Consider the following 19,924-nt stretch of genomic DNA (forward strand, 5'->3'; position numbering starts at 1 on the left):
TTGCCTGTGGTTAACGTCGCCCTAATCCGGGCGTTCCAGCATCGGCCGATTTTCATGGAGTTTGTCCCTATGTCCGTCACGCTCTCCCGCTGGCTGCCCGGCCTGTTCCTCAGCGCCGCGCTGCCGCTGTTTGCCCATGCCGCTGCCTCTGAAGCAGCCCCCGCCGACGGCCCGACTTATGGTCCGGAGCTGCAGGGTTTTCAGTATCCCTACACACTCAAGCACTTTGCCTTTCAGTCCCAGGGGAAGTCCCTGCAGATGGGTTACATGGACGTTGCCGCCCACGGCAAGGCCAACGGCCGCACCGTGGTGCTGATGCACGGCAAGAATTTCTGCGCCGCCACCTGGGACAGCTCGATCAAGGCCTTGAGCGAAGCCGGTTACCGGGTGGTTGCGCCGGATCAGATCGGCTTCTGCACCTCGAGCAAGCCCGACCACTATCAGTACAGTTTCCAGCAACTGGCGACCAACACCCAACAACTGCTCAAGGCCCTCGGCATCCAGAAAGCCACGCTGCTCGGCCACTCCACCGGCGGCATGCTCGCCACCCGCTACGCGCTATTGTTCCCGGAACAGGTCGAACAACTGGCGCTGGTCAACCCGATCGGTCTGGAGGACTGGAAAGCCCTTGGCGTGCCTTATCGCACCGTCGATCAGTGGTACCAGCGCGAACTCAAGGTCACCGCCCAAGGCATTCGCGACTACGAACGCAACACCTATTACGACGGCCGCTGGAAACCCGAATTCGACCGCTGGGTCGACATGCTCGCCGGCCTGAGCAATGGGCCCGGCAAGACCCAGGTGGCATGGAACTCGGCGCTGATCTACGACATGATCTTCACCCAGCCGGTGTACTACGAGTTCAAGGACTTGAAAATGCCGACCCTGTTGCTGATCGGCACGTCCGACACCACGGCCATCGGCAAGGATCTCGCCTCCCCCGAGGTCAAGGCGAAAATCGGCCACTATGAGGTGCTCGGCAAGCAGGTCGCCAAACTGATTCCACAGTCGACGCTGGTGGAGTTCCCAGGCATGGGCCACGCGCCGCAGATGGAAGAACCGGCGAAATTTCACCAGGCCTTGCTCGGCTGGCTGAACAACCCCAATCCCGTTCGTTGATGAGGTAAGGCTGATGGCGGTGCAGATTGCAGTAATCGATGACTGGCAAGACGTGGCGCGGGACGTGGTCGACTGGTCGGTGCTCGACAGCATCGGCGAAGTGACGTTTGTGCACGACTACCCGGCGGACAATGCCACCCTGGCCGAACGTCTTGGCCAGTACCAGGTGATCTGCGTAATGCGTGAGCGCACGCGTTTCGACCAGGACCTGCTGCAGCGCCTGCCCAACCTCAAGCTGCTGGTCACCGGCGGCATGCGCAATGCGGCGCTGGACATGCAGGCGGCTGCCGACCTCGGGATCAAGGTCTGCGGCACCGACAGCTACAAGCACGCGGCGCCGGAGCTGACCTGGGCGCTGATCATGGCCGCCACGCGCAATCTGTTGAACGAAGCCAATGCCCTGCGCGCCGGGGGCTGGCAGCAAGGGCTGGGCGGTGATTTGCACGGTAAGACCCTGGGCATTCTTGGTCTGGGCAGCATCGGTCAAAAGGTCGCGCAATTCGGTCAGGTGTTTGGCATGCGGGTGATTGCCTGGAGTGAGAATCTCACCGCCGAACGCGCTGAAGCCGTCGGCGTGACCCGGGTCAGCAAACAGCAACTGTTCGAGCAGGCCGATGTGCTGTCGGTGCATCTGGTATTGAGCGAGCGCAGCCGTGGGCTGGTCGACGCACAGGCGCTGGACTGGATGAAACCCGGCGCGCTGCTGGTCAACACCGCCCGCGGGCCGATCGTCGATGAAGCGGCGCTGATCAAGGCGTTGCAGAAACGCAAGATCGCTGCAGCGGCGCTGGATGTGTTCGATCAGGAACCGCTACCTGAACTGCACCCGTTTCGCACACTGGACAATGTGCTGGCCACACCGCATGTGGGGTATGTCAGCCGACAGAACTACCAACAGTTCTTTTCGCAAATGATCGACGATATTCAGGGTTGGGCGGCCGGCAACCCAATCCGAATCCTCAACTGACCCCGTGTAGGAGCTGCCGAAGGCTGCGATCTTTTGATTTTGATTTTCTAAAAACAAGATCAAAAGATCGCAGCCTTCGGCAGCTCCTACAGGTTCACCAGCGTTCAGCAGATCAACAAATCTGACCGCACCACAACAGTGCACATTGCCTTTCCTCTAGCACAAAATCGTGACCGGCCAGTCACCGTTTTAGCCCTCCCCATCAAAAAATCTGCCCTTCGTCGGTGCGTTCCGGCTTGAACACCACGGTTTTCGCTGCCTGCAAACCGATTGTCGAACAATTTACCCGTTTGCTCTCGCCCGCTCTAGGATCTGGCCTAGACTGATTTTCGCGGGTTAAAACCGGTCAGTCACAAAGCCGAAAAATTGTCGAAACTTTTGCCGATGGCGGCGGGTCATCTGAAAGGCAGGGTCAACGCGACTGGTGCAATCCTTGCAACGGCCCTTTCACCCATTCTGCTTGCGCGTGTTGGGTAGCGTTTGCTCACCGATGCGTGGCGCGTTTGCGCCCGGCCACAGGATTTGGCCACAGCTTGTTCGATACAAGAATCAGATCAACGACACGGGAGATTCATATGATCAGTGCGGCATTGGATATTCAGGGAGAGCGTGCTCAGCAGGCGGTTGGTGAATCGAGCACCATGAGTCTTCCCGGCAGCCGGTCGATCAACGTCCCGGGCACCAAAACGCTGACGCCGGTCGCCAGCCAGAATCCGAACAAGAAGAAAGTGCTGTTCGTCACCTCGGAAATCGCCGACCTGGTGAAGACCGGCGGTCTGGGTGACGTCTCCGCCGCCCTGCCCCGCGCCATGGCGCACTTGCACGATGTGCGGGTGTTGATCCCTGGTTACCCGCAGGTGATGCACAGCGAGAACCCGATCCATATCATCGGCGAACTCGGCGGCCATGCCGCGCTGCCCCCGTGCAAGATCGGGCGCATGGACATGCCGGACGGACTGGTGATCTACGTCCTGATCTGCCCTGAACTGTATGAACGTGAAGGCTCGCCCTACGGCGCCAACAACGGTCGCGACTGGCCCGACAACCATATCCGTTTCGCCCGCCTGGGCCTGGCCGCTGCCGATATCGCCGCCAACCTCGCACAAATTCACTGGTGCCCGGATCTGGTGCACGCTCACGACTGGCCGGCCGGTCTGGCCCCTGCCTATATGCACTGGCGCGGGCAGCGCACGCCGACCCTGTTCACCATTCACAACCTGGCCTATCAAGGCGTGACCAGCCTCGGCTCGTGCCCGGAACTCGGCATCCCGACCCATGCCCTGCAACAGGAAGGCATGGAGTTCTACGGCAAGATGTCGTTCCTCAAGGCTGGCATGGCCTATTCGAGCCACATCACCACGGTCAGCGCGACCTATGCGCAAGAGATCACCACCCCGGATTTCGGCTGCGGTCTCGACGGTTTCCTCGCCGCCAAGACCCAGCAAGGCTTGCTCAGCGGCATTCCCAACGGCATCGACGAGAGCTGGGATGCGGCGACGGATCCGCACCTGTTCGCGCCGTTCGCTATCGGCGACTGGGAAGGCAAAGCGATCAACGCCGCCCATGTGCGTGAACTGTTTGGCCTGAGCGACTCCAGTGGTCCGCTGTTTGCCGTGGTTTCGCGACTGGTCTATCAGAAAGGTCTGGACCTGACGCAAGCCGTCTCCGAATACATCGTGCAGAACGGCGGCCAGATCGCAATCATCGGCCGTGGCGAGCCGGAAGAGGAACAGGCCATGCGTGAGCTGGCGCTGCGCTTCCCCGGGCAGATCGGCGTGCGCATCGGCTTCAATGAAACCGACGCCCGCCGCATGTTCGCCGGCAGCGATTTCCTGCTGATGCCGTCGCGTTACGAGCCTTGCGGCCTCAGTCAGATGTACGCCCAGCGTTTCGGCTCGTTGCCGGTGGCGCGCAATACCGGCGGGCTGGCCGACACCATCGAGAATGGCGTCACCGGTTTCCTTTTCGACGAATCCACCGCCGACAGCTACCGCGAAGCCCTGAGCCGTGCGTTCAAGGTCTTCGCCTTCCCCGAATTGCTCAACGCGATGCGCTGCCGGGCCATGGCCGCGCCGTTCAACTGGTGCAAAGCGGTCGAACCCTACGCCGAACTCTACGAACGACTGGTCGCCAAGGCGCTGGGTAAAGCCGGCCACAAATAACTCAAGGAGCTTTCACGATGCCGTTACGGACCCAAGAAAACTGGCCCCACGGCGCGATCATGCAGGACGCCGAACACACTCAGTTTGCGCTGTGGGCACCGGATGCGTTTTACGTCAGTGTCGAACTTGAAGGCGGCCAGTCCCTGCCGATGTTGCCGCAGGGCGATGGCTGGTTCGTGATCAAGGCCCGGTGCCCGGCGGGCACCCGCTACCGCTTCAACATCGACGGTGAACTGGAGGTGCCCGACCCGGCCTCCCGCGCTCAGAACGGTGACCTTGACCGCCACAGCGTGGTGGTCGATCCGCTGGCCTACGAATGGCGGCACACCACCTGGCACGGCCGGCCGTGGAGCGAAGCGGTGATCTACGAGCTGCACGTCGGCGCACTCGGCGGTTTTGCGGAAGTCGAGCAGCATCTGGCGCGTTTGGTCGAGCTGGGGATTACCGCCATCGAACTGATGCCTGTCGCGCAATTTCCCGGTACCCGCAACTGGGGTTACGACGGCGTCCTGCCTTTCGCACCGCAAGCCTCCTATGGCACCCCGGAACAACTCAAACACCTGATCGACAGTGCCCACGGCCATGGTCTGGCGGTAATTCTCGACGTGGTCTACAACCACTTCGGCCCCGATGGCAATTACCTCGGTCGCTACGCCAAAGGCTTCTTCCGCGAGGACAAGCACACGCCCTGGGGGGCGGCGATCGACTTCCGCCGCCGTGAAGTGCGGGACTTCTTTATCGAAAACGCGCTGATGTGGGTGCTCGAATACCGTTTCGACGGTCTGCGCCTGGACGCAGTGCATGCGATCGAAAGCCCGGATTTCCTGCCGGAGCTGGCACAACGCATCCGTCAACAGATCGATCCGTCGCGTCACGTCTGGCTGACCGTGGAAAACGAGCTCAACCAGTCGAGTCTGCTCGAAGAGGATTACGACGCCCAGTGGAACGACGACGGGCACAACGCCCTGCACGTGCTGCTGACCGGCGAAACCGATGCCTATTACGCTGACTATGCGCTGCAACCCACTGAGCAACTGGCCCGCTGCCTGAGCCAGGGCTTCGTGTTTCAAGGCCACATCACTCGCCACGGCGAACCGCGCGGCGAGCCCAGCGAACACCTGCCCTCCACCGCTTTCATCCTGTTCCTGCAGAACCACGACCAGATCGGCAACCGGGCCTTCGGCGAACGCCTGCATCAATTGGCCGACCCACGCGCCGTGCAGGCCGCCACCGTGCTGTTACTGCTGTCACCGATGATTCCGCTGATGTTCATGGGCGACGAGTTCGCCGCCGAGCAACCGTTCCTGTTCTTCACCAGCCACCACGGTGAACTGGCGGATCTGGTGCGCGAAGGTCGGCGCAATGAGTTCGCCGCATTCAGCGCCTTCACCGATCCGCACCAGCGCGAAAAAATTCCCGACCCGAATGCTGAACAGACCTTCCACGCCTCACAGCCACGCTTGATCGGCAGCGGCAGCGCAAAACAGCAGGAAACCCTCGCGCTGTACCGACGCCTGCTGCAATTGCGCCATCAATACATCATTCCCAACCTGTCCGGTACTCAGGCGCTCGGGGCGCACATGCTCGGGCGTGGCGCGGTCAGTGCGCGCTGGCGCCTGGGCGATGGCAGTGAGCTGCGAATTGACCTGAACCTCAGCGACACGCCAGTGGTCAACCCAGCACAGAGCGACGCTGTGTGGCTGTTTCAGCAACCGCCCGCCGTTGCCCTGTCGGAACCGGGCCAACTGCCCGCGTATTGCGCGCTTGTCAGCCTCACGGCCGCAACCCCCTTGCAACCTCTGGATGGAGAGCGCCTATGAGCGATGCGCAACTGGAAATACTCGCAAGCCGCGCCGGCCTCGCCGTCGACTGGATCGACGCCAACGGCCGCCCGCAGAAAGTCGCCCCGGCGGTACTGCGCAACGTTCTTACCGGGCTGGGTCATCCGGCCAACACCGCGCAGGAAATCGATGCCAGCCTGCTGCAACTGCAACAAGTACAGCAAGATCGTCACTTGCCACCGCTGTTGACCGCCGATTTCGGGGTCGGCGTTGATCTGGCTCGCTATTTCGAGCCCGAGACGCCTTGCGAAATCCACCTCGAAGACGGTTCCCGCCTCAACCTCAAACTCGACGCCGAAGCGAAACTGCCCGGCTTGATCCCGGTCGGGTATCAGCAGGTGCATATCGCCGATCAGTATTTCACTCTGGCAGTGGCCCCCGAGCGCTGCTTCAGCGTGGGCGATGCGGTAGACAACCCGATCCCTCGCGTCTGGGGCCTGAGTGCGCAGCTGTACAGTCTGCGGCGCCCCGGAGACTGCGGCTTTGGTGACACCCAGGCACTGGAGGAACTGGCTCGTGTAGCCGGCGAACGCGGCGCCGATGCGCTGGCGATCAGTCCGTTGCACGCGATGTTCAGCGCCGATACCGGGCGCTACAGCCCTTATTCGCCCTCCAGCCGTCTGTTTCTCAACCCCCTGTATGCCGCACCGGGCGCCATCCTTGGCGAACGGGCTCTGCGCGATGCGATCGACGCCAGCGGGCTGACGGAACAATTTCGCCAACTGGAAGATTCGAAACTGATCGACTGGCCGACCGCCGCCAACGCCAAACAGGCATTGCTGCAAGCCTTGTACGATGGTTTTGTCGCCGGCGAACATCCGTTGCACCCGGACTTCGCCAGTTTCCGTCATGCCGGTGGCGAAGCGCTGGAAAACCACTGCCGCTTCGAAGCGATTCAGGAAATGCGCGCCGCCCGTGGCGAAAGCCTCGACTGGCGCGAATGGCCGGAACACTGGCACGACCCGCGCGGTGCCGCCCTTGAAGCCTTTGCCGAGGAATACGCCGAACGCATCGGTTACTTTGCCTTCTGCCAATGGCTGATCCACCGCTGCCTTGAGCGCGCGCAGACGGCTGCCCGTAGCGCCGGCATGGGCATCGGCCTGATCGCCGACCTCGCGGTCGGTGCCGACGGCGCCGGCAGTCAGGCCTGGAGCTTTCAGGATGAATTGCTGGCCTCGCTCACCGTGGGTGCGCCCCCGGACATCCTCAACCGCTCCGGTCAGGGCTGGGGGATATCCGCGTTCTCGCCCGAGGGCCTGGTCCGTAATGGATTTCGCGCGTTCATCGACATGCTCCGGGCCAACTTCGCCCATGCCGGCGGACTGCGCATCGATCATGTGATGGGCCTGCAACGCCTGTGGGTGATCCCCAATGGCGCCGTTCCGGCCGATGGCGCTTATCTGTATTACCCGTTCGACGACCTGCTGCGCCTGCTGACCCTCGAATCCCATCGGCATCAGGCCATCGTCCTCGGCGAAGACTTGGGCACGGTGCCCGAGGGGCTGCGGGAAAAGCTCAGCGCACGTTCGATTCTCGGCATGCGCGTGCTGTTGTTTGAACAGGACAACACCCGTTTCAAGCCGATCCTTGACTGGCCGGACAACGCACTGGCGACCACCAGCACCCACGATCTGCCGACGCTCAACGGTTGGTGGCACGGCCGTGACATCGACTGGAATGCGCGCCTGGGCTTTGTCGATGCCAACGGTGAAATCGACTGGCGCCGTCATCGCCAGCGCGAACGCGAAGGCCTGCGCGGAGCCCTGAGTCAGGACCCGCAGAACTTTCGCGAAGAGTCCCACGAAGCCGATCAGGTAGTGGACGCCAGCGTGCGTTTCCTCGGCCACACCCGCGCGCCGCTGGTGTTGCTGCCGCTGGAGGATGCGCTGGGCATCGACGAACAAGCCAACCTGCCGGGTACCATCGACAGCCATCCGAACTGGTCGCGGCGCCTGCCTGGCAACAGCGAAGCATTGCTCGACGGTACCGATGCTGCGCGGCGTCTGGAACTGCTGGCCTGTGCCCGCCTGCAAGCTGCCGAGCGTGACCAATGAACCAGACGCTCATCCAGCCCCTGCGCGCCACCCTGCGCCTGCAATTTCACAAGGGTTTCACGTTGGACCAAGCGGTGCCGCTGGTACCCTACTTTGCCCGTCTCGGCATCAGCCACCTCTACGCCTCACCGCTGCTCGCGGCCCGCGCCGGCTCGATGCACGGCTATGACGTGGTCGACCCGACCCAGGTCAATCCGGAACTCGGCGGCGAACCGGCGCTGCGGCGTCTGGTCAGCACCCTGCGCGAACACAACATGGGGCTGATCCTCGACATCGTCTCCAACCACATGGCCGTCGGCGGCGGGGACAACCCATGGTGGCTCGACCTGCTGGAATGGGGCCGACTCAGCCCTTACGGCGAGTTCTTCGACATCCAGTGGCACTCGCCGGATCCATTGATGGAAGGCCAGTTGCTGCTGCCGTTTCTCGGCAGCGATTACGGCGTCGCGTTGCAGGAAGGCACGCTGAAACTGCACTTCGACGCACAGCACGGGCGCTTTTACGTCGAGCATTACGAACACCACTTCCCGATCTGCCCGAATGACTACGGTGAACTGCTCAAACCCATTGAGACGCTGAAGTCACTGGCTGATCGTTTCAGTGCGTTGAGCTACCAGAACGACGCGCATGCGCTGGCGATGCCGCTCAAAGCTGAATTGAAGGAGCTGGCAAGCGATCCGCAGATCTTCGCCGCGATCAAGGAAAGTCTCGCGCATTACGATTCCACCACTGCCGAAGGTTTCGACAAGCTGCATCAATTGCTCGAACGCCAGAGCTACCGTCTGGCCAGTTGGCGCACCGCAGCGGATGACATTAACTGGCGGCGCTTTTTCGACATCAACGAACTCGGCGGCCTGCGTGTCGAACGCCCGGCGGTGTTCGAAGCGACTCACGGCAAGATTTTCCAGTTGATCGCCGAAGGGCTGGTCGACGGTTTGCGCATCGACCACATCGACGGCCTCGCCGACCCGCGTGGCTATTGCCGCAAGTTGCGGCGGCGCCTCGACTTGCTCGCGCCGGGACGGCACTTGCCGATCTACGTCGAGAAGATTCTCGGTGAAGGCGAAACGCTGCGCACCGACTGGGCAGTGGATGGCAGCACCGGTTACGAGTTCATGAATCAGCTCTCGTTGCTGCAACACGATCCTGATGGCGAACACGTTCTCGGCGATCTGTGGCAGCGACGTACCGAGCGTCCGGCGGCGTTCATCGAAGAAGCGCAACTGGCGCGCCAGCAGATTCTCAATGGCTCGCTGGCCAGCGATTTCGAAAGCGTCGCTCAGGCGCTGCTGCAGGTTGCCCGGGACGACCTGATGACCCGCGACCTGACCCTCGGCGCGATTCGCCGTGTGTTGCAAGCGCTGATCGTGCATTTCCCGGTGTATCGCACCTACATCAGCGCCCTCGGTCGCTCGGCCCAGGATGAGCACTTCTTCCAGCAAGCCATGGACGGCGCCCGGCAGACCCTGAGCGAAGGCGACTGGCCCGTACTCGACTGCGTGGCAGCATGGCTCGGTGGCACGCCGTGGCGGCACACACCGCGCGGACGCTCGCGCAAGATTCTCAAGCACGCCTGCGTACGTTTCCAGCAACTGACCTCCCCAGCGGCGGCCAAAGCCGTGGAAGACACCGCGCTGTACCGCTCGGCGGTGCTGCTGTCGCGCAACGACGTCGGCTACAACACCGAACAGTTCAGCGCACCGCTGAGTGACTTCCACGCGATCAATCAACAGCGCATGGAGGCGTTTCCCGACAACTTGCTGGCCACCGCCACCCATGACCACAAACGCGGCGAGGACACCCGCGCGCGGCTGGCGGTGCTCAGCGAGCGCAGCCACTGGTACGCCGAACAGGTCGAGTTGTGGCGCGCCCTCGCCCGTCCGCTGCGTGACGATGATCAACAGCCTTCGTCCGCCGATGAACTGATCCTCTATCAAGCCCTGCTCGGCAGTTGGCCGCTGCATTTGCGCGATGACGATCAGGCGGGTTTGGCCGATTACGCCGAGCGGATCTGGCAATGGCAACAGAAAGCCCTGCGCGAGGCCAAGCTGCAAAGCAGTTGGAGTGCGCCGAATGAAGCCTATGAAAACGCTGCGCAGGCGTTCACTCAACGCCTGCTCACCGGTGAAGCGGGCGAGCTGCTGCGCGCCGCGCTGAGCAAAACCGTCAACAGCATCGCTGCGGCCGGCGCCCTCAACAGTCTGGCGCAAACCTTGCTGCGCATGACGGTGCCGGGAGTGCCGGATCTGTATCAGGGCAACGAGTTCTGGGATTTCAGCCTGGTCGATCCGGACAACCGCCGGCCGGTGGATTACGCCGCTCGCGAGCAGGCCCTGCATGAACGTGTTGAAGTCGAGACGTTGCTGGCGAACTGGCGTGACGGGCGTATCAAGCAAGCGTTGATCGCCGAGGTGCTGAACCTGCGCGTCGAACACGCCGAGCTGTTCCGGCGCGGCGCGTACCAGGCCCTGGAGGTACTGGGCAGCCAGGCGCACAACGTGCTCGCGTTTGCCCGTGAGCACGAGGGGATGTACGCCATCGTGATCGTCCCGGTGCGCTGCGCGACGCTGCTGGAAAACGGTGCCGTCCCTCAAGTTGATGCGCTGCGCTGGGGCGATACGCGGGTGGTTTTACCGTTCGCCGCCTCTGACACAAACCTGAAGGGACTTTTTCACAGCAGCGCAGTCACAAAAAACAGGGAGCTGAACGTCAGCGCCGCGCTGGGGGATTTCCCGGTCAATCTGTTTATCCAACTCTTTACGTAACGATGAGTTCAGTTCAGGAGCATTGCGATGAGTACCGACGATAAACGCATCCGCGAGTTCGCCTATCAGATCTGGGAATCAGAGGGCAAACCTGAAGGTCATGAAGCACGCCACTGGGAGATGGCGCGCAAACTGGCTGAAGCCGAGGCTTTGGCGCCGAAGAAAGCGCCGAAAGCGGCGGGCAGCAAGACCGCCGGCAAAGGCACCGACAGCAAGGCTCCGGCGGCCAGGCCCAAGGCGCCAGCCGCCGCCAAGGCCAAACCGGCAGGCGCCGCCAAAGTCGTCCCGCCGGGTGAAAAAGCCGCCGAGAAAAAGCCCCGCGCCCCACGCAAGCCCCCGGCCAACTGACACACCCGGATTATCGAACTGAATGACCGTGTGGCGGGTTGGCCCGCCACGCAGGGACAACTCGTCCTTAAAAAACCCAATAACCCCTGTCAGGGAGAGATGTCTGTGGTGAGGGGATTTATCCCCGATCGGCTGCAAAGCAGCCACAGGGCCGCTGCGCGATCCATCGGGGATAAATCCCCTCACCACAGATTCTTTTCCCACCGTTGATTATTCGAACCAACCCGTTTTGCAGGAGCAATCATGACCAGTCCAAAAAAAGCCGAGCCCGCAGCGCACGCTGAACCGTCGAGAATCCGTGAAGGCCTGCCCTTCCCGCTCGGTGCGACCTGGGATGGTCTGGGGGTCAACTTTGCGCTGTTTTCCGCCAATGCCACCAAGGTTGAGTTGTGCATCTTCGACGACGCCGGCGAAGTTGAACTCGAACGTATCGAACTGCCGGAATACACCGACGAGATCTACCACGGTTATCTGCCCGACGCCCACCCGGGGCTGATCTACGGCTACCGCGTCTATGGCCCGTATGACCCGGCCAACGGCCACCGCTTCAACCACAACAAACTGCTGATCGACCCCTACGCCAAGCAACTGGTTGGCGAATTGAAATGGTCCGAGGCGCTGTTCGGCTACACCATCGGCCATCCCGACGCCGACCTCAGTTTCGATGAGCGCGACAGTGCGCCGTTCGTGCCCAAATGCAAAGTCATCGACCCGGCGCACACCTGGGGCAACGACCATCGCGTCAGCGTGCCGTGGGACAAGACGATCATTTATGAAACCCACGTACGCGGCATCAGCATGCGTCATCCGTCGGTGCCGGAGAACGTGCGTGGCACCTTCGCCGGGTTGATGGTCGATGATGTGCTCGAACACATCCGCAAACTCGGCGTGTCGTCGGTGGAACTGCTGCCGATTCACGCGTTCGTCAATGACCAGCACCTGCTGCACAAGGGCATGACCAACTACTGGGGCTACAACAGCATCGCCTTCTTCGCCCCCGACCCGCGCTATCTGGCCAGCGGCAAGATCGCCGAGTTCAAGGAGATGGTCGCGCACCTGCACGAGGCCAATCTGGAAGTGATCCTCGACGTGGTCTACAACCACACCGCCGAGGGCAACGAACAAGGCCCGACCCTGTCGATGCGCGGTATCGACAACGCCTCGTATTACCGGTTGATGCCGGACGACAAGCGCTACTACATCAACGATTCCGGCACCGGTAACACCCTCGACCTGAGCCACCCGTGCGTGCTGCAGATGGTCACCGACTCGCTGCGTTACTGGGCCAGCGAAATGCATGTCGACGGTTTCCGCTTCGACCTGGCAACGATTCTCGGGCGTTATCACGACGGTTTCGACGAACGCCACAGTTTCCTCGTCGCCTGCCGTCAGGATCCGGTACTGCGCCAGGTGAAAATGATCGCCGAGCCATGGGACTGCGGCCCCGGTGGCTATCAGGTCGGCCACTTCCCGCCGGGCTGGGTCGAGTGGAACGACAAATTCCGCGACACCGTACGCGCGTTCTGGAAAGGTGACGATGGCCAGGTTGCCGACTTCGCCAGCCGCATGACCGCGTCCGGCGAGATGTTCAACCAGCGCGGGCGACGGCCGTATTCGTCGGTGAATTTCATCACCGCCCACGACGGTTTCACCCTCAACGATCTGGTGTCGTACAACGACAAGCACAACGAGGCCAACGACGAGAACAACCAGGACGGCAGCAACAACAACCTGTCGTGGAACCACGGCGTCGAAGGCCCGACTGACGATCCGGAGATCAACGCGCTGCGCCACCGGCAGATGCGCAACTTCTTCGCCACGCTGCTGCTGTCGCAGGGCACGCCGATGATCGTTGCCGGCGACGAGTTCGCCCGCACGCAGGACGGCAACAACAACGCCTATTGCCAGGACAGCGAGATCGGTTGGGTCAACTGGGACCTGAGCGAGGATGGCAAGGCGCTGCTCAAGTTCGTCAAGCGCCTGATCAAATTGCGCATGGCTTATCCGATTCTGCGCCGTGGGCGCTTCCTGGTCGGCGAATACAACGAGGACATCGGCGTCAAGGACGTCACCTGGCTGGCGCCGGATGGCACCGAGATGACCACCGAGCACTGGCATGACGCGCATAACCGTTGCCTGGGCATGCTGCTCGATGGCCGTGCGCAGGAGACCGGGATCCGCCGCAAGGGTGCCGACGCGACGCTGCTGCTGGTGGTCAACGCCCATCACGACATCGTCAATTTCAGCCTGCCGGAAGTGCCCGAAGGCAGTTTCTGGACCTGCATGATCGATACCAATCAGCCGGCCATTCGCGGTCAGGAGCGCTTCGAGTTCGGCCATGAATACTCGGTCACCGGCCGTTCGCTGCTGCTGTTCGAACTGCAACGCGAAGAAGAAGACTGATATGGACCTGCAACACTATCTGGCGCGCCGCCCGCCGGACTACGCCGACACCGCCGCCCTCGGCCACTGCCTGCGGGCGTTGGTCGAAGCCGGGCTGGATCAACTGCCGTTACCGGGCAGCGGCCTTACGCTGGAGCGTTTTCAGCGTCTGGCCGAAGTCGGCGGACACGACTTGGGCTTGTGCAAACTCTACGAAGGCCACACCGACGCACTGGCGATCATCGAACAGCTGGGGGGTACGCCCACGCCGGGCAGCACCTGGGGCATGTGGGCCGCTGAACCGCCGCAGGCGCGGGTGCAAGTGCGACCGGCCGGGCACATGGTGCGTCTCGACGGGCGCAAGGCCTGGTGTTCCGGGGCGGCGGTGCTCAGCCATGCGCTGCTCACCGCGTGGGACGCCGAAGATCGTCAGCAACTGGTGGCGGTGGCGCTTGATCAACCGGGCGTGACCATCACCGATCAGGGCTGGCAAGCGGTCGGCATGGGTGCCACCGGCAGCGTCGAAGTGTTGTTCGACGGCGCCGAAGCCCAGGCCATCGGCGAACCCGGCGACTACCTGAAACGTCCGGGTTTCTGGCAAGGCGGGATCGGCATCGCGGCGTGCTGGTACGGCGCGGCGCGGCAGATCGCCGAGGCACTGCGGCAACACTGCGCGCAACGCCAGGAGCCACACGCCCTCGCCCACCTCGGTGCGGTCGATGCGGCGTTGTACGCAGCGGCGAATGTGCTGCGTTTCAGTGCTCTGCACATTGATGCGCACCCCGAAGCCGATGCCCGACTGTTGGCCCAGCGCGCCCGCGCGGTGGTCGAACAATCCGCTGAGCAGGTGATGCGCGATGTCGGCCGGGCGCTGGGGGCCGGACCATTCTGCAAGGATCGACACTTCGCCCGGTTGAACGCCGATCTGCCGGTGTTCCTGCGTCAGAGCCATGCCGAGCGTGACCTTGCCGCGCTCGGCCAAGCGCTGGCCGAATACCCTGAGGAGGCGTGGACGCTATGAATGTCGCGAACAAACCCGATCCGATCATCGGCCACCAAGGCACGTCCCTGCTGCAATGGCAACATTCCCGGCACTTGGCGGCGCTGGACAGCGTCGATGTCCTCAGTCTGGTGCCACCGGGCGCGCGGGCAGTGATTGTCGCGCCGCACCCGGACGACGAAGTGCTCGGCTGCGGCGGGATGCTGCAGTTGCTGGCCGCCGCCGGGCGGCAGTTGCAACTGATCTCGGTCACCGATGGCAGCGCCAGTCATCCCGGCTCCGAGCGCTGGCCGGTCGAACGTCTGAGCGTGGTGCGGCCGCAGGAATCGGCGGAAGCCCTGCGCCGCCTCGGCGTGCCGCTGCACCGGATGAAATGGCTGCGCGGCGGTTTCAGCGACAGCCAGGTGGCCGAGGATGAAACGTCGCTGGTCGCGTTCATCGAACGCCATCTGCGCCCCGGTGATGTGGTGTTCAGCACTTGGTGCGAGGACGGCCATTGTGATCACGAAGCCGCCGGCCGTGCCAGCATCGAAGCGGCAAGACGGGTCGGCGCCACCTGCCACGAACTGCCGGTATGGACCTGGCACTGGGCCTCCCCCGAAGACGCCGCGGTGCCGTGGCAGCGCGCGCGTAAAATCCTGTTATCACCCGAGCAAGTGGCGCGCAAACGGCACGCGGTGCATGCCTTTGCCAGCCAACTGGAAGGCGACCCGCAAGCCGGGCTGCAACCGGTGCTGGCGCCGTACGTGCTGGATCGGCTGTTGCAACCTTTCGAAGTGGTGTTCCTGTGAGTGTCGATGATCGCTACTTCGAAGGCTTGTTCCGCGCCAGCGATGACCCTTGGGCGTTTCGCGAGCGCTGGTACGAACAACGCAAACGCGCGATCACCCTCGCGGCCCTGCCCCGCGCGCATTATCGGGCGATCTTCGAACCCGGATGCGCCAATGGTGAATTGAGCGCCGAACTGGCTGGCCGCTGCGACCGCCTGCTGTGTTGCGACACCGCCAGCGCGGCGGTGAGCCTGGCGCGCAGCCGATTGAGCCTGTTCGACCACGCCGAAGTCCGCCAGAGTCGCCTGCCCGGCGACTGGCCGGAAGAAAAATTCGACCTGATTGTATTAAGCGAAATCGGCTACTACCTAGATGCCCAGGATCTGACAGACGTGATCCGGCGCATCAGCGATTCCCTGACCGCAGACGGGCAATTGCTCGCTTGCCACTGGCGCCCGCCCATCGACGGCTGCCCGCTCAATGCCCGCCAGGTGCATGACCTGATTCACGAACAATTGCCGCTGCCGCGTCTGGCGCTGCATCAGGAAGCCGACTTCATCCTTGAGGTCTGGAGCCGCGAGCCGCGCTCGGTGGCCGCACTGGAGGGCCTGCGATGATTGGCATTCTGATTCCCGCGCACAACGAAGAAGACTTGCTCGAGCAGTGCCTGACAGCCGCCCTGCGCGCCAGCAAACACGGACTGCTGGCCGGCGAACCGGTGGAGGTGCTGGTGGTGCTCGACAGTTGTACCGACCGGTCGGCACAGATTGTCAGCGGCTTTCCGGTGCTGAGTCTGCACATTGACGCTCGCAACGTCGGCCAGGCCCGTGCCGCCGGCGCGCAGGTTTTGCTGGAGCGTGGTGCACGCTGGATCTCCTGCTCCGACGCCGACAGCCGCGTGGCCGACGACTGGCTGGTGGCGCAGTTGGGCCTGGGCGCCGACGCGGTATGCGGCACGGTAACCGTCGAACACTGGGATCAATCGTTCGACGAAGCCGCGCAAATCCGCTATCACAGCCACTATCAGGCACGTGACGGGCATCGGCACATTCACGGTGCCAACCTCGGAATCAGCGCAGACGCCTATCGTTGGGCCGGGGGTTTCAAACCTTTGGCCTGCGATGAAGATGTCCAACTGGTGCGGCAACTGGAGCTGTCCGGTGCCGACATCGCCTGGAGCCATCGCCCGCAAGTGCACACCAGCGCCCGTCTGGACAGCCGAGCCCGGGGCGGATTCGGTGATTACTTGCGGAAAATGGTACAGATAGACATAAAAAAAGCGGATCAGATTGATCTGTGACGCGACGAATCGACTTTCATGAGCAATACTCTGCTGCGCGGCAATCCAGGGTTCGGAGCGACGCACGGCAATTCATCCGCCTTCACGGGTCGCGCGCACCTGGTTTTCCACGGTGTCTGCACGACTGAGGGCCAGAGACAACAAGGACGTAATACCCATGAAACCGTTATTCCTCAGCGAACACTCGCTGCCGGCGCAGATATGGAACAGCGCCCCGCAGCTGGACAACATTCCCGTCATCAACACCCACAGCCTCGTTCCCCCCGGTGCCCGTGCCGTCGTGGTCGCCCCGCATCCGGGTGATGAAGTGGTGACCTGTGGCGGTCTCCTGCAACTGCTTTCCAGCCTCGGTCATCCGCTGCAACTGCTGTCGATCACCGACGGCAGCGCCAGCCATCCGGGTTCACGACAATGGTCGGAAAAACGCCTGAGCGTATTCCGTCCCCAGGAAAGCGTCGAAGCCCTGCGCCGGCTCGGCCTGCCGATGCACAGTCTGAAATGGGTACGCGGCGGGTTTACCGACAACGCGCTGCTCGACTGCGAGGCTGACATCACCCACTTCATCGCGCGCTACCTGCGCCCCGGCGACGTGGTGTTCAGCACTTGGCGCAACGACAGCAACGACGACCATGAAGCGGTCGGCCGTGCCAGTGCCCAAGCGGCTGCGCAAGTCGGCGCGACCTTCCATGACGTGCCGGTCTGGGCCTGGCACTGGCCGGAACGCGAGCAGAACCTGATTCCCTGGGAACGTGCGCGCAAACTGCGACTCGACACCTGGACCGTGGCGCGCAAAAGTCACGCCACCCACGCCTATGCCAGCCAGCTCAAGGGCGAACCGGCGATCGGCATTGCGCCGATGCTGCCGCGGGTGATCCTCGAGCGCATGCGCTTGCCGTACGAAATCGTGCTCATCTGAAACACGTTTCCCCTGTGGGAGCGGGCTTGCTCGCGAAGAGGCCAGTACTGCCGGCGCCTATTCCTTTGGCACCACATTATCCAGTGCCTGATTCACCGCCAGCTCCCCCAGCATCACCACCTGCGCGATGCCCAACACCGTATGACGGCCCGGCCCTTCTAGCATGCCGGCGAAATCACCGAGCATCACCGTGGCCGAGGCCAGGGACTCGCAGGCGTTGGCCAGCAGCGATTCGGTATCGGTTTGCGGGTTGACCAGGAACATGCTGCTGGGGGTGTACGGCGTTGCCATGATGTGCGCGGGCGCGAGGTAGTGGTCGAGGGCGCGTTCGGCGGCTTCGTGGAGTTTTCTGGAGTTGAGGGATTCGTACGGCGAAACCGATTCTGTGATCGGCGGATTGGGTGGGGTTTCGGACATCAGCTGGAACTCCGATCGAGGCATTTTGGAAGAATGAGTCTCTGTAGGAGCTGCCGCAGGCTGCGATCTTTTGATGTTGCTTTTAAAAAAACAAGATCAAAAGATCGCAGCCTTCGGCAGCTCCTACAGAGGACCGGGCAGTTAGTTCGGCACGCGGCGGCTGTCCAGTACTCGGTTGACCATCAGTTCACTGAGCATGATCACCTGATGCAGCATCAGCATGGCCCGGCGCTGTGGGTGGTCGGCGACATCGCTGATGTCCCGGGCCATGTCGCTGGCGGCGGCTAAGGATTCGCAGGCTTCGACGAGCAAGGTTTCCTCGTCCACGGTGGGGTCGATGAGGAAGATTCTGCTGGATTTGTGTGACGAGGCTGAAGGGATCGAGATCTTCAGGGCGCCGGGGTTGAGGTAGAAGTTGATGGCACGGTCGGTTGCCGCTTTTATCTTCTGCGGGTCGAGGGCCGGGTCGTACGGGATTGAGGCGTCCGGGGGATTGGGTGTGGCTTTGAACATGGATGAAACTCCGTATCGAGAAATAGGAGCCATCACCCTCGCTACCAAACGATGGGTGGCGGCCATGCGCGGGTTGGTAGACCGGTCGATACAGAACCCGGCGCTCACGAATGAGCCCCACGCATGTCCACCATAAAACTGAGCCCCAAAAAGAGGCTACATAAGGTGACGCCATACGACCGTACCGAAATGGGCTACCAAACCCGATCACTGTTTTCCAGTGACAGGGAAACGATAAGCCCAACGCATAGCCGTGTAAGCCGGCGGATTCTGGCGTACGCGTAGGTAACGGCGCAAGGCGTTGTAGCCGGTATGGCGTAACGGTTCGTGTACTTTAAACGTGGTTGCGCGGTTATGTTTATGTGCGGGGTTTGGTCTGTTGTTTTGATTTTGTCTGGCAGGCCGCTTTCGCGAGCAGGCTCGCTCCCACAGGTTTTCTGGCGGCAAGGGTGATTTGTGTTACGGCCTGAGGCATCTGGAAGGAACTGCCCGCGCACAGACCAGTCGCATGAACAGGAAGCCGTTTTTTCAGAGGAGTGAACGTGTCCAGTGATCCCGAGCGTCACGCCGTCGACGCCCCCGTCATTCATCGCCTGCGCGTGCTGACGGTCAATACCCACAAGGGCTTCACCGCCCTCAATCGGCGCTTCATCTTGCCGGAACTGCGCGAAGCGGTGCGCAGCACCTCGGCCGATCTGGTGTTTCTCCAGGAAGTCGTTGGCGAACACGAGCGCCATTCCAACCGTTACAACGAATGGCCACAAACCTCGCAATACGAATTTCTTGCCGACAGCATGTGGAGCGATTTTGCCTACGGACGCAACGCGGTGTACCCAGATGGCCACCACGGCAATGCCCTGCTGTCAAAATACCCGATCCGCGAATACCGCAACCTCGACGTGTCGATCACCGGCCCTGAACGTCGTGGCTTGCTGCATTGCGTACTGGACGTGCCGGGCCACGCCGAAGTCCACGCCATCTGCGTGCATTTGAGTTTGCTGGAAAGCCATCGCCAGTTGCAGTTGCAGCTGCTTTGCCAGTTGCTCGAATCCTTGCCCGAGGACGCGCCGGTGATCATTGCCGGCGACTTCAACGACTGGCAATTGCAAGGCAATGTCGCCCTCGCCCGCCGTGATTACCTGCACGAAGCGTTCGAACGCCACCATGGCCGTCCGGCCAAGACCTATCCAGCGCGTTTTCCACTGTTGCGCCTGGACCGCATCTACCTGCGCAATGCCAGCAGCCACGACCCGCAGATCCTCGGCAACAAACCGTGGACGCATTTGTCGGACCACTTGCCACTGGCGGTGGAAGTGCACCTGTAATCCTGCTGCGGCAACGATCCCCGGATCACCGAAAACGCCTGTGGG

Annotated in this window: 16 protein-coding genes; 14 read left to right on the forward strand and 2 right to left on the reverse strand. The window is 62.4% G+C overall.

Translation table 11 applies throughout. The annotated features are described in order from the left end of the window. Positions 1-69 precede the first annotated feature (69 nt). From L6D63_RS03970 to L6D63_RS04030, 13 genes are all read left to right on the forward strand, one after another. Positions 70-1,119 (forward strand): alpha/beta fold hydrolase, encoded by a 1,050-nt coding sequence (locus tag L6D63_RS03970; RefSeq protein ID WP_095666662.1) that lies wholly within the window; start codon positions 70-72, stop codon positions 1,117-1,119. 13 nt (positions 1,120-1,132) lie between these two features. Continuing rightward, complete coding sequence (locus tag L6D63_RS03975) at positions 1,133-2,086, forward strand: D-2-hydroxyacid dehydrogenase family protein (protein WP_047294197.1); 954 nt, start codon at positions 1,133-1,135, stop codon at positions 2,084-2,086. A gap of 575 nt (positions 2,087-2,661) precedes the next feature. Then, positions 2,662-4,248 carry a glycogen synthase GlgA gene (glgA, locus tag L6D63_RS03980; protein ID WP_095666664.1) on the forward strand — a complete coding sequence of 529 codons (1,587 nt, stop codon included), beginning with the start codon at positions 2,662-2,664 and terminating at the stop codon, positions 4,246-4,248. 17 nt (positions 4,249-4,265) lie between these two features. Then, positions 4,266-6,068: a malto-oligosyltrehalose trehalohydrolase gene (treZ, locus tag L6D63_RS03985; protein ID WP_131670358.1), complete on the forward strand. Its 1,803-nt coding sequence runs from the start codon at positions 4,266-4,268 to the stop codon at positions 6,066-6,068. Continuing rightward, positions 6,065-8,143 carry a 4-alpha-glucanotransferase gene (gene malQ / locus L6D63_RS03990; RefSeq protein ID WP_131670357.1) on the forward strand — a complete coding sequence of 693 codons (2,079 nt, stop codon included), beginning with the start codon at positions 6,065-6,067 and terminating at the stop codon, positions 8,141-8,143. The genes treZ and malQ overlap by 4 nt, the downstream gene beginning before the upstream one ends. Beyond that, positions 8,140-10,908, forward strand: coding sequence for a malto-oligosyltrehalose synthase (locus L6D63_RS03995; protein ID WP_131670356.1), 2,769 nt, complete (start codon positions 8,140-8,142; stop codon positions 10,906-10,908). Before malQ ends, L6D63_RS03995 begins: the two co-directional genes overlap by 4 nt. A 27-nt stretch (positions 10,909-10,935) precedes the next feature. Continuing rightward, entirely contained in the window at positions 10,936-11,256 is a 321-nt protein-coding gene (locus tag L6D63_RS04000) for a DUF2934 domain-containing protein (RefSeq protein WP_131670355.1), read from the forward strand. A 243-nt stretch (positions 11,257-11,499) separates the two neighbouring features. Further along, positions 11,500-13,659: a glycogen debranching protein GlgX gene (gene glgX, locus L6D63_RS04005; protein ID WP_047294185.1), complete on the forward strand. Its 2,160-nt coding sequence runs from the start codon at positions 11,500-11,502 to the stop codon at positions 13,657-13,659. Position 13,660: 1 nt separating this feature from the next. After that, positions 13,661-14,659, forward strand: a complete 999-nt coding sequence (locus tag L6D63_RS04010; protein ID WP_131670354.1) for an acyl-CoA dehydrogenase family protein — start codon at positions 13,661-13,663, stop codon at positions 14,657-14,659. Continuing rightward, a complete protein-coding gene (locus L6D63_RS04015; RefSeq protein WP_047294181.1) occupies positions 14,656-15,429 on the forward strand; it encodes a PIG-L deacetylase family protein in 774 nt (257 codons plus the stop codon). Before L6D63_RS04010 ends, L6D63_RS04015 begins: the two co-directional genes overlap by 4 nt. Continuing rightward, the gene (locus tag L6D63_RS04020; RefSeq protein WP_131670353.1) at positions 15,426-16,025 is read left to right on the forward strand and encodes an SAM-dependent methyltransferase; all 600 of its coding nucleotides are present in this window, start codon (positions 15,426-15,428) and stop codon (positions 16,023-16,025) included. Before L6D63_RS04015 ends, L6D63_RS04020 begins: the two co-directional genes overlap by 4 nt. Continuing rightward, the gene (locus L6D63_RS04025) at positions 16,022-16,708 is read left to right on the forward strand and encodes a glycosyltransferase family 2 protein (RefSeq protein WP_041067035.1); all 687 of its coding nucleotides are present in this window, start codon (positions 16,022-16,024) and stop codon (positions 16,706-16,708) included. Before L6D63_RS04020 ends, L6D63_RS04025 begins: the two co-directional genes overlap by 4 nt. A 157-nt stretch (positions 16,709-16,865) precedes the next feature. Further along, positions 16,866-17,624: a PIG-L deacetylase family protein gene (locus L6D63_RS04030; RefSeq protein WP_047294177.1), complete on the forward strand. Its 759-nt coding sequence runs from the start codon at positions 16,866-16,868 to the stop codon at positions 17,622-17,624. Between the two features lie 57 nt (positions 17,625-17,681). Here L6D63_RS04030 and L6D63_RS04035 read toward each other — a convergent pair whose 3' ends face one another. Then, positions 17,682-18,041 (reverse strand): DUF6124 family protein, encoded by a 360-nt coding sequence (locus L6D63_RS04035; RefSeq protein ID WP_131670352.1) that lies wholly within the window; start codon positions 18,039-18,041, stop codon positions 17,682-17,684. A 141-nt stretch (positions 18,042-18,182) separates the two neighbouring features. Continuing rightward, a complete protein-coding gene (locus tag L6D63_RS04040) occupies positions 18,183-18,554 on the reverse strand; it encodes a DUF6124 family protein (protein WP_131670351.1) in 372 nt (123 codons plus the stop codon). 542 nt (positions 18,555-19,096) lie between these two features. Here L6D63_RS04040 and L6D63_RS04045 point away from each other — a divergent pair. Next, positions 19,097-19,879, forward strand: a complete 783-nt coding sequence (locus tag L6D63_RS04045; protein ID WP_095669223.1) for an endonuclease/exonuclease/phosphatase family protein — start codon at positions 19,097-19,099, stop codon at positions 19,877-19,879. Positions 19,880-19,924: the final 45 nt, after the last annotated feature.

It is taken from the genome of Pseudomonas parakoreensis, assembly GCF_021602155.1.
Classification (GTDB): Bacteria; Pseudomonadota; Gammaproteobacteria; order Pseudomonadales; family Pseudomonadaceae; genus Aquipseudomonas; species Aquipseudomonas parakoreensis.

Excerpts from the sequence above, each read along its gene's own strand:
- L6D63_RS03970 (WP_095666662.1), top strand. The coding sequence starts at position 70 with ATGTCCGTCACGCTCTCCCGCTGGCTGCCCGGCCTGTTCCTCAGCGCC.
- L6D63_RS03975 (WP_047294197.1), top strand. The coding sequence starts at position 1,133 with ATGGCGGTGCAGATTGCAGTAATCGATGACTGGCAAGACGTGGCGCGG.
- glgA (WP_095666664.1), top strand. The coding sequence starts at position 2,662 with ATGATCAGTGCGGCATTGGATATTCAGGGAGAGCGTGCTCAGCAGGCG.
- treZ (WP_131670358.1), top strand. The coding sequence starts at position 4,266 with ATGCCGTTACGGACCCAAGAAAACTGGCCCCACGGCGCGATCATGCAG.
- malQ (WP_131670357.1), top strand. The coding sequence starts at position 6,065 with ATGAGCGATGCGCAACTGGAAATACTCGCAAGCCGCGCCGGCCTCGCC.
- L6D63_RS03995 (WP_131670356.1), top strand. The coding sequence starts at position 8,140 with ATGAACCAGACGCTCATCCAGCCCCTGCGCGCCACCCTGCGCCTGCAA.
- L6D63_RS04000 (WP_131670355.1), top strand. The coding sequence starts at position 10,936 with ATGAGTACCGACGATAAACGCATCCGCGAGTTCGCCTATCAGATCTGG.
- glgX (WP_047294185.1), top strand. The coding sequence starts at position 11,500 with ATGACCAGTCCAAAAAAAGCCGAGCCCGCAGCGCACGCTGAACCGTCG.
- L6D63_RS04010 (WP_131670354.1), top strand. The coding sequence starts at position 13,661 with ATGGACCTGCAACACTATCTGGCGCGCCGCCCGCCGGACTACGCCGAC.
- L6D63_RS04015 (WP_047294181.1), top strand. The coding sequence starts at position 14,656 with ATGAATGTCGCGAACAAACCCGATCCGATCATCGGCCACCAAGGCACG.
- L6D63_RS04025 (WP_041067035.1), top strand. The coding sequence starts at position 16,022 with ATGATTGGCATTCTGATTCCCGCGCACAACGAAGAAGACTTGCTCGAG.
- L6D63_RS04030 (WP_047294177.1), top strand. The coding sequence starts at position 16,866 with ATGAAACCGTTATTCCTCAGCGAACACTCGCTGCCGGCGCAGATATGG.
- L6D63_RS04035 (WP_131670352.1), bottom strand. The coding sequence starts at position 18,041 with ATGTCCGAAACCCCACCCAATCCGCCGATCACAGAATCGGTTTCGCCG.
- L6D63_RS04040 (WP_131670351.1), bottom strand. The coding sequence starts at position 18,554 with ATGTTCAAAGCCACACCCAATCCCCCGGACGCCTCAATCCCGTACGAC.